Source organism: Actinoallomurus acaciae (assembly GCF_042429965.1).
Classification (GTDB): Bacteria; Actinomycetota; Actinomycetes; order Streptosporangiales; family Streptosporangiaceae; genus Actinoallomurus; species Actinoallomurus acaciae.
On record NZ_JBHLZP010000346.1, the window covers coordinates 1 to 8,929 of the forward strand.

Genomic DNA, 8,929 nt, shown 5'->3' on the forward strand with positions numbered 1-8,929 from the left:
GGCGCGCAGGGCGGACCGGGCGCCGGCCAGCTCCGCGGTCAGCGACGCCCGGCGGTACCCGGACACGGTCGCGCGGATCTCGTCCAGCGTGTCCCGGGACAGCCGCTCGGCGTCACGGATCTCGGCGACGGCTCGCGCCCGGTCCGCGCCGCTCTCCAGCACGCGCCGCGCCAGGCCGGTCTTGACGGTGATCGTGGTGAGGCTGTGCCCGAGCACGTCGTGCAGGTCACGGGCCACGCGAGCGCGCTCGGCGGCCACGCTCAGCGTGGCGATCTCATCGCGGGCGGCGCGCAGCTCGGCGACCGTACGGCGCAGCTGGTCGATGCCCGTGAGCACGGACGCGACGAACATGAGCAGCAGTGCCACGTCCCAGCTCGGCGCGCCGAGAAGCCACCAGCTCAGCGCCACCTCGCAGGCCGCGGCCACGGTGCCGATGACGCGGGTCCACAGCGGCGGGAGCAGTATCACCGAGGCGATGATCGGGTACGCCAGCACTCCGAGCCCGCGTGGATCCCCGACGATCACCGCGAACGCGGCCCCGGCCAGGTACACGCCGGCGAGCACGGCGATCCGGGTGGGCGGGTCCATGCGCCGCCCGGCGTACAGCGCCGTCAGGAACCCGACGGCGATCAGCAGTCCGTCGGCCAGCATCAGGGCGCGGTGCGGGGCGTGCCCGTACCGCGCTCCGGCCACCGCCGTCGCCAGGCCCACCAGCGCCACCAGTGGCCCGGGTATCCGCCGGATCGGCCGCCGCGGCCCGAGCGAATCCGCGTACGTCGGCCACGCGGTCGCCTCCGGTCCGTCCCGCATGGCGATGAGTCTACGTAGCTCCCGCCCTCCGGCCACGCTCACGCCGTCGTGCCCAGGACGCGCGTCAGGTACGCGGGGAGCTCGGGGCCGGAGGTCGGAGCGATCAGGCCGATGTAGCCGTCCGGACGGACCAGGACGGTGGTGCCGGGGCGGACGCCGAAGGCGCCGCGGACCGTGGCATCGGGATCGTCGCACGTGACACCATGCGGAGTCGCGTCGCCGACATGGACCTGGTGATCCCGCCCGAAGGACAGGGCGGTGAGCCCGGGGCCGCGGTAGAGGTCGTACAGGCGGATCCGGTCGCCCCGAGGTGTCGTGAGGACGCCGTCGGGGGCCGGGTCGCCGGCCCGGACCCGGGTGCGGCGGACCGCCTGCACGCTGAGCGGCCCGTCGTGGTACGTCGGGTGGTCGTCGCGGCCGCGAGCGCGCATGCGGGACAGGAGCGGGCCGACCAGATGCCGCAGCACCGGGCGGAGGACGCGGGGCGGGGTGACGGCCGAGGAGAGGCCGCGGTCGCTGGCGTCCAGGGCCGCCCGTCCGGCGGGGCGGCGTTCGGCCTCGTAGGTGTCCAGCAGTCCGGGCGCGGCCCGGCCCCGCACGGCCAGGGCGAGCTTCCAGCCGAGGTTGCAGGCGTCCTGGACGCCGGTGTTCATGCCGTACGCCCCGAACGGGCTGTGCACGTGCGCGGCGTCGCCGGCCAGGAAGGCCCGGCCGGAGCGGTACCGGTCGGCGAGCCGCAGGTTGTACCGCCACACCGACAGCCAGGTCGGCGTGCCGAGCCGGATGTCGTCGCGGCCGCTGTGCTCGGCGACCAGCCGGCTCAGCTCCTCCACGGACGGCTCCACGGTCTGCCCGGGCGCGATCGACACGACGACCTGGCTCGTCGCGGCACCGGGCCAGGGCCGTACCGCCATCATCCGCCGCGTCCCCAGCCACAGGTGCACGGCGTCGCGGGGTTCCGGCCCGTGCACCTCGACGTCGGCCAGCAGCGCCCGCAGGTCCTCCTCCGTACGGCCGGGGAAGCCGATGCCGAGCAGTTTCCGCACCGTGCTGCCGCCGCCGTCGCAGCCGACCAGGTACGCGACGCGCAGTGTCTCCTCCTCACCGCCCGCGGCGATCGTCGCGGTGACGCCGTCCGCGTCCTGGTCCAGGCCGGTGAGGCTCGCGCCGAAGCGCACCTTCTCGCCCAGCTCGGCGAGCCGGGCGCGCAGGATGGCCTCGGTGCGCCACTGGGGCAGCGAGACCGGGTCGGGGTACGGCGTGTCCGCGGTCGGCGCGGTGGGCCGGCTGCGGCCGGTGTAGATCAGGTCGGTGCCGAAGTACACGCGCAGGTGGGAGTCGGCCCGGGCCGCCGCGAGGACGGTGCCGGCGACGTCGAGCGCGTCGAAGACGGCCAGTGTGCGCGGCTTGACGCCGAACCCGCGCGATCCCTCCTGCGGCCCGGGCGACCGGTCGATGATCCGGCAGGTGATGCCCCGTCGTACCAGGTCACAGGCCAGGGTGAGCCCGGTCGGCCCGGCTCCGACGATCAGGACGTCGGCCTCCGCGCTCATCGCGCGGCCCCGGCGGGCACCGCCTCGCGCCGCACTTGGCGCACGTACACGACGCTGCAGAGCACGGCCAGGCCGATCGCGGCGAACTGCAGCCCCTGGGACAGGCCCACCATGACGTCCACCGGCAGGGTGTAGACGAGCACGATGCGCACGAGCGCCTCGGTGAGCAGGATGACGCCCCAGATGAGGGACAGCACGACGAGCCGGCTCCGGTATCCCGGGTCGTTCCGCCACCGGTCGTCGGCCTCGGCCTGCCGGGCCTCGGGCAGGACCCTCCTGGCCATCGCGAACATCAGCGGCCGGCCGACGACACAGCTGCCGAGGAAGGCCGCTCCGGCGACGCCGGACATGACGGAGTCCTTGGCGAGCGCGACGCGGGGGTCGCCGGTGATCAGCGTGAGCGCCAGCCCGATGCCGAACATGACGGCCATCAGCGCGGCGAACCCGTCGAGCCGCCGGTCACGGGCGGCGACGAACAGGGTCCGGCCGAGCGAGACGGCGGTGGCCGCGGCGAGGGAGAGCACGGCCGAGGCACCGAACAGGTGCAGCGCGTAGTAGACGATGACGGGGGCGCCGATCTCCCAGATCAGCGTACGGACGGCGTTACGGGCATCTCGCTTCTCGGTCATGTACCGAGCGTCGCGCCGCGGGCGCCGCCGCACCCACGACAGATGTCATGGTTCGCGAGGAGGCCGGGGCCCGTCTCAGCGTCCGCGGGCGAACGGTGTCCAGGCGGCACACCCCGAGACGGCCGGGGTGGAGCGAAACCTCAGGGCGTGCCGGCGCGGACCGGCCCCGTCGACTCGCGTTGCAGCAGGCTCGGCTCGCAGACGATGCGGCGGCGGCGCGGCTTGCCGTCGATCGCGCCGATCATCACGCGGACGGCCGAGTGGACGATGCCCTCGATGTCCCAGTCGACGCTCGTCAGCGGCGGGGTGAGCAGCGCCGACATCGGGTGGTTGTCGAAGCCGGCCACCGAGACGTCGTCCGGGACCGCCAGCCCCAGCTCGCGGGTTGCCGCGTAGACGCCGTAGCCGATCGAGTCGGAGAAGCAGAACACCGCGCTCGGCCGGGGTGTGCCGCCCAGGACGCCGAGGGCGACGTCCGTCGCCGCGCCCAGCGCCTGGGGTGAGGGCACCACGTCGACCTTGACGCCCAGCCGCTCGGCCTCGGCGTTGACGTGCACGTCGGCCGGGCGGTCGGGCGTGCGCGCCATCGTCGGGGTGAGCACCGCGATGTGCCGGTGGCCGAGGTCGTGCAGGTGCTCCAGGGCCGCGGTCACCCCGGCGCGGTTGTCGAAGACCACCTCACCGTAGGCGTGGGCGCCGAGCAGCGAGTCGCCGATCGACACGATCGGCAGGCTCTCGCCCAGCTCGGCCCACAGCGACGCCGACGGGTCGAGGGGCTGGACGATCAGCCCGTCGACCCGCTGGTCGCGCAGTTGCCGCGCCAGCATCAGCTCGCGCTCGGGGTCGCCGGCGGCGTCGAGGATGATGGCGTAACGGTCACGGGCGAACAGCGCCCGGCCGATGCCCACCGCCAGCGACTGCTGCCACAGGTCCTCCAGGGAGCCGCAGAGCAGGCCCACCATGCCGCTGCGCCCGCTGGCGAGCGCCCGCGCGATCGGGTGGGCCTCGTAACCGAGCTCCTCGGCGGCCCGGCGGACCCGCTCCTGCGTCTCCTCCGACGTCTGGATGCCACGCAGCGCGTAGGACACGGCGGCCGGCGAAAGCCCGGTCGCCTTGGCCACCTCACGGATGGTCGCGCGCTTCCGCTGCTGCGTCACCCTCCAACCCTATAGAGCGGGTCGGACAAGACTGAGAACGAAATCACCGTCCTCGTCGGTCCACCATCGGTCAATGCGGAGGCCGGCCGCCGTCGCCGACTCCTCGAAACGCTCCCGGCGGAACTTGGCGGAGATCTCGGTGCGCATCTCCTCCCCCGCCGCGAACTCGACGACCAGGTCCAACGCGCCGATCCGTACGGTCTGAGCCCGGGTCGAGCGCAGCCGCATCTCGATCCGTTCCTCGGCGCCGTCCCAGATCGCGACGTGTTCGAAGCGCGACACGACGAAGTCGGCGTCGAGCTCCCGGTTGATCACCCGCAGCACGTTGCGGTTGAACTCCGCGGTCACCCCGCGCGTGTCGTCGTAGGCCCGTACGAGCCGATGCGGCGCCTTGACCAGGTCGGCGCCGATCAGCAGCGCGTCGTCCGCTCCCATCGTGGCACGCAGCCCGGCGAGGAACGACACGCGTTCGGCCGGTGTCATGTTGCCGATCGTGCCGCCGAGGAAGGCGACCAGCCGTCGCGGCCCGCCGGGCATCTGGTGGAGGTGCCGCTCGTAGTCGGCGACGATCGGCTGTACCGAGAGCGATGGGTACTCCGACGCGATCTGGTCCGCCGCCCCGGCGAGGAAGTCGCCGCTGACGTCGACCGGCACGTACGTCGCGAGCGTACCGCCGAGCGCGTCGAGCAGCAGCCGGGTCTTCTCCCCCGATCCGGCGCCCAGTTCGAGCAGCGTGCGGGCGCCGGTGAGCGCGGCGACGTCGGCCGCGCGCTCGGTGAGGATCGCGCGTTCGCGCCGGGTCGGGTAGTACTCCTCCAGCCTGGTGATCTCCTCGAACAGCTCGCTTCCCCGCTCGTCATAGAACCACTTGGGCGGCAGCCTCTTGGGGAACGCGGTCAGGCCGTCGGCGACGTCCCGCCGCAGCGACTTTCCGAGGTCGTCGGGCGTGAGATAGCTCTTCATGATCGGCACTGGTGATCTCCTCATCGAGTCATCGGTCAGAAACGGTCAGATCGGATTGATTCCGACCCCTCCTGGACCGGCGGTCACGAGTGATCGGTCGGGCACCTCCTCCCATCCCGGTTCGTCGTCGTACGGCTCGGAGGCGATCACGACGGCGGGCCCGCTGCGGACGAACAGCGTGTCCCCCCAGGTCGTGGCCGCCAGCCGAGTCCCGTCGGCGGCCAGCAGGTTGAAGCGGCCGGACACGAGCGGGGTCACGCTCCGCACCACGTGGGCCAGTCCCTCGCCCAGCGAGGCGCCGGTCCGCCAGGCGGCCGCCGCCATCGCGAACAGCAGCGCCGAGTCGACCGGGGCCCGCGCGTCCGGCACCGGCGAGAGGTCTCCCGCCAGCTCGCGCAGCTTGGCCTCCACACCGGCGAAACCCTCGACCACGCCGTTGTGGCTGAACAGCCGCAGCCCGTCCGTGAACGGCTGGGCGCACGACTCGTCCACGGGGAACCCGACCGTCGCCGACCGCACGGCGGCCACCGCGCAGCGCGTCCGTACGACGTCGGCGACGTCGGCGAAGGACAGGTCGGTCCACATCGGCTGGGCGCGCCGGTAGCGGACCGGGGCGTCACGGGCGGCGTCGTACCAGCCCGCGCCGAACCCGTCGGCGTTCAGGATGTTGCCGCGGTTCATGCGGGGCGCGTACGCCTGGGTCAGCAACCCGTGCTTCGGCGCGAACAGGAGCTGGTGGAGGGTCCGCGAGTCCCCCAGGTAGCCCAGGTGACGGCACATCAGGCGTCCCTCGCGCAGCGGAAGCCGGCGAAGATCTGCCGCCGGATCGGGAAGTCCCAGTTGCGGAAGGTCGGCCGGGCCGCCAGGGGATGCGTCGCCCACGAGCCGCCCTTCAGCACCTTGTACTCCCCGCCGAAGAACACCTCGGAGTACTCCTTGTACGGGAAGGACCGGAAGCCCGGATAGCCGTCGAAATCGGTCGAGGTCCACTCCCAGACGTCCCCGATGAGCTGGCGCACCCCGTAGGCCGACGCTCCGTCGGCGTAGGAGCCGAGCGGCGACGGGCGGTGCCGGCGCTGCCCGACGTTGGCGTGCGCGCCGGCCTCGCCGGAGTCGCCCCAGGGCAGCCGGCGCTTGCGGTCCGCCGCGGGGTCCCAGCTCGCGGCCTTCTCCCACTCCGCCTCGGTCGGCAGCCGCCGGCCGGCCCACCGGGCGTACGCGTCCGCCTCGTACCAGCACACGTGCTGCACCGGCTCGTCCATCGGCACCGGCTCGACGTGGCCGAGCCGGTGCCGCATCCACTGGCCGCCCTCCCGGTACCAGAAGGCCGGGGCCTCCTTGCCCGTGCGGGACCGCCACTCCCAGCCCTTGGGGTGCCACCAGCGCGGGTCGCGGTAGCCGCCCGCCTCGATGAACGCGGCGTACGCGGCGTTGCCGACCGGAGTCGTGTCGATGTGGAAGGACGGCACGTCGACCATGTGGCCGGGCCGTTCGTTGTCATAGGCCCACGGGTCGTCGGAGGCGCCCATGAGGAAGGGGCCGCCGGGGACCAGCACCTCCGCCGGGGGCGTCCCGCCCGCGACGGGGTCCGCCTCCGGCGGGTCGAGCAGCGCGGGCGCGCCCTTGCGGAGCTGGTGGGTGGCCAGCATGGTCTCGTCGTGCTGGTGCTCGTGCTGGATCACCATGTGGTAGACGAAGCCGTCCCCGGCCAGGGCGCCGATGAGCGGCACCTTCTCCAGGGAGTCGAGCACGCGGTCGCGGACCGTCGTGACGTACGCGCGGCTCTCGGCGGGGCTGAGCAGCGGCAGGGAGGGCCGCTCGGCGCGCGGATGCTCGAACGCGTCGTAGATGTCGTCGATGTCGGGCCGGACGGCCGTGGCTCCGGCGGCGGCGCGCAGCAGCCACTGTTCCTCGTAGTTGCCGATGTGCGCCAGGTCCCAGACCAGCGGCGACATCAGCGGCGAGACCTGCGCGGTCAGCTCCGGCGCCTCCAGCGCCTCCACGGTCAGCCCGAAGCTGCGGTCGCGCGCCGCGGTCAGCTCCGCGACGATCCGTTCCTTCACGTCCATCGTGGTTCCTCCTTGCCGGCGGGCACCGTCGCACCGCCGGATATGCCGTCGAGGGGTTCGTCGTCGGCCGGGCAGCGGCCGCGCCGTACGTAGCGCTCCGCGTAGCCGTCGACGAGCGGGGCGAGCGCCGGGGCGCCGATGCGGGGCAGCGCGTCGCACGCGGCCTCGAAACAGCGGCGGGCGGCGCGCGCCAGTACGGGGTCGCCGATGCCCTCACGCGCGGCCTCGCGCCAGCGGTCCGCGGCGGGTTCGACCGCCTCGGCGGCGATCTCGGCGGCCAGAGGGTCATCGATCAGGGCCGCGACCACGGCGATCGGCACGGGCCAGTACGGGTCGGGCAGCGCGTCGATCATCCGCAGTTCCAGCCAGCCCTGCGGCCGTACCGGCGGGAACAGCGTGGTCAGGTGGTAGGCGAAGTCGGTCAGGTCCGGCCCGCGCCTCCCGGCCCCGCCGGTGAGCCACTCGCGGAACGTCATCCCGGGGTCGGCCACCCAGCCGTCCCGCAGCAGCATGACCCGCGCGTCCAGGGCGTAGCGCGCCCACGCCTCCACCGGGTCCTGTCCCACGACCGGGGCCGTCCGGCCACGGTCGAGTCCCTCCCAGATGACCTGCCGCGCCGAGCGCGTGCCGTTCCCCGGCGAGTTGGCGAACGCCGCGACGAGTACGGGCCCGAGCGCGTGTGCGAGCCGCCAGCGCCGCGCCGCGTCCTTCTCATCCGCGCCGATGTCCAGGCAGACCTGGAGCGATGCCGTCGCGCACATCATGGCGAGTCCCGGCTCCCCGAAGTAGACGCGCATGCAGCGGTAACGGCCCTCGTCGAGCTGGAAGAAGGGCGCGCGGAGCCGGCGCGGGTCGGTGCCGCGTCCCGCCAGCGCCAGCCCTTCGCGGGCCAGGTGGTCCCCGACGTGGGCGATGTCCGCGGCCAGGGCGGCGTGTGCCGCCGCCACCCCCCGTTGCGGAAGGGAGCTGAGCTCGAGCTGACCGCCCGGCTCGTAGGTGACGCGGCTGCCCGCGGGAAGCGTGCCCGCGGCCTCCATCACCGTACTGAGCCGATCGATCGTGACCCGCGAGTCCGGCGATCGCCGGTCCTCCACGAACCACTCGGTCTCCGCGCCCACCTGCCCCGGTGGCCCCGTCTTGAAACAGACCCCGCTGACGTGTTCGTACACGTCGTCCAAGGTCAGGCGGGTCATGGGTCCTCCTTCGCCGGAGGGCGCGACCACCAGGGGGTGCCGTCGGTTCCCCCGCTCCGATCGGTCATGGGCGCCTCCGCTCACAGTTCGAACGAGGGTGATTCCCTACTGAACCGGATCAATAATCAGAAAGTCCGCATATCTCCGGTGACGTGTTCGTGAACGCACGGGACCTCCTGAGCTGGTGAATCGGTTTACTTAAGCGGTACAGTGATACGGTTCAGTAAACCGGTTCACCAGACGGGAGACCCGTGGCCACCGACGTACACCAGCACCTGTGGGGCGCCGCGTTCATCGACGCCCTGCGCGGGCGTGCGACGACGCCGCGGCTCGACGGCTGGACGCTTCACCTCGACGGTGAGCCGCCGTACGACGTCGACCCGGCCGACCACGACCCGGCGGCCCGCGCGGCCCAGGCCGCCGCGGACGGCTTCGACCGGGTCCTCACCTCGCTCTCGTCGCCGCTCGGCGTGGAGTGGCTGCCGCCCGCCGAGGCCGCGCCGCTCCTCGACGCCTACCACGAGGACTCCCTCGCGCTGCCGGCCCCGTTCGGGG

The 8,929-nt window shown here is 73.2% G+C and carries 8 protein-coding genes and 1 pseudogene; 1 reads left to right on the forward strand and 8 read right to left on the reverse strand.

Features of this window, described 5'->3' with window-relative positions; genetic code table 11:
• The 8 genes from ACFFNX_RS33705 to egtA form a co-directional block, all read right to left on the reverse strand.
• A partial coding sequence (locus ACFFNX_RS33705) for a sensor histidine kinase (RefSeq protein ID WP_378209917.1) occupies window positions 1-810 on the reverse strand: 810 nt, incomplete at its 3' end.
• Window positions 811-848: 38 nt separating this feature from the next.
• On the reverse strand, window positions 849-2,363 hold the full coding sequence (locus ACFFNX_RS33710) for an FAD-dependent monooxygenase (protein ID WP_378209918.1): 1,515 nt from the start codon (window positions 2,361-2,363) through the stop codon (window positions 849-851).
• On the reverse strand, window positions 2,360-2,992 hold the full coding sequence (locus tag ACFFNX_RS33715) for a VC0807 family protein (RefSeq protein WP_378209919.1): 633 nt from the start codon (window positions 2,990-2,992) through the stop codon (window positions 2,360-2,362). The genes ACFFNX_RS33710 and ACFFNX_RS33715 overlap by 4 nt, the downstream gene beginning before the upstream one ends.
• Before the next feature lie 140 nt (window positions 2,993-3,132).
• On the reverse strand, window positions 3,133-4,149 hold the full coding sequence (locus ACFFNX_RS33720) for a LacI family DNA-binding transcriptional regulator (protein WP_378209920.1): 1,017 nt from the start codon (window positions 4,147-4,149) through the stop codon (window positions 3,133-3,135).
• Window positions 4,150-4,158: 9 nt separating this feature from the next.
• A complete protein-coding gene (gene egtD, locus ACFFNX_RS33725) occupies window positions 4,159-5,112 on the reverse strand; it encodes an L-histidine N(alpha)-methyltransferase (RefSeq protein ID WP_378209924.1) in 954 nt (317 codons plus the stop codon).
• Between the two features lie 45 nt (window positions 5,113-5,157).
• Window positions 5,158-5,892: an ergothioneine biosynthesis protein EgtC gene (gene egtC / locus ACFFNX_RS33730; RefSeq protein WP_378209921.1), complete on the reverse strand. Its 735-nt coding sequence runs from the start codon at window positions 5,890-5,892 to the stop codon at window positions 5,158-5,160.
• A complete protein-coding gene (egtB, locus tag ACFFNX_RS33735) occupies window positions 5,892-7,181 on the reverse strand; it encodes an ergothioneine biosynthesis protein EgtB (protein WP_378209922.1) in 1,290 nt (429 codons plus the stop codon). The genes egtC and egtB overlap by 1 nt, the downstream gene beginning before the upstream one ends.
• Entirely contained in the window at window positions 7,172-8,374 is a 1,203-nt protein-coding gene (gene egtA, locus ACFFNX_RS33740) for an ergothioneine biosynthesis glutamate--cysteine ligase EgtA (protein WP_378209923.1), read from the reverse strand. The genes egtB and egtA overlap by 10 nt, the downstream gene beginning before the upstream one ends.
• A gap of 251 nt (window positions 8,375-8,625) precedes the next feature.
• Between egtA and ACFFNX_RS33745 the strand changes: the two are divergent.
• A pseudogene (locus ACFFNX_RS33745) lies at window positions 8,626-8,929 on the forward strand (amidohydrolase); the annotation flags it as partial.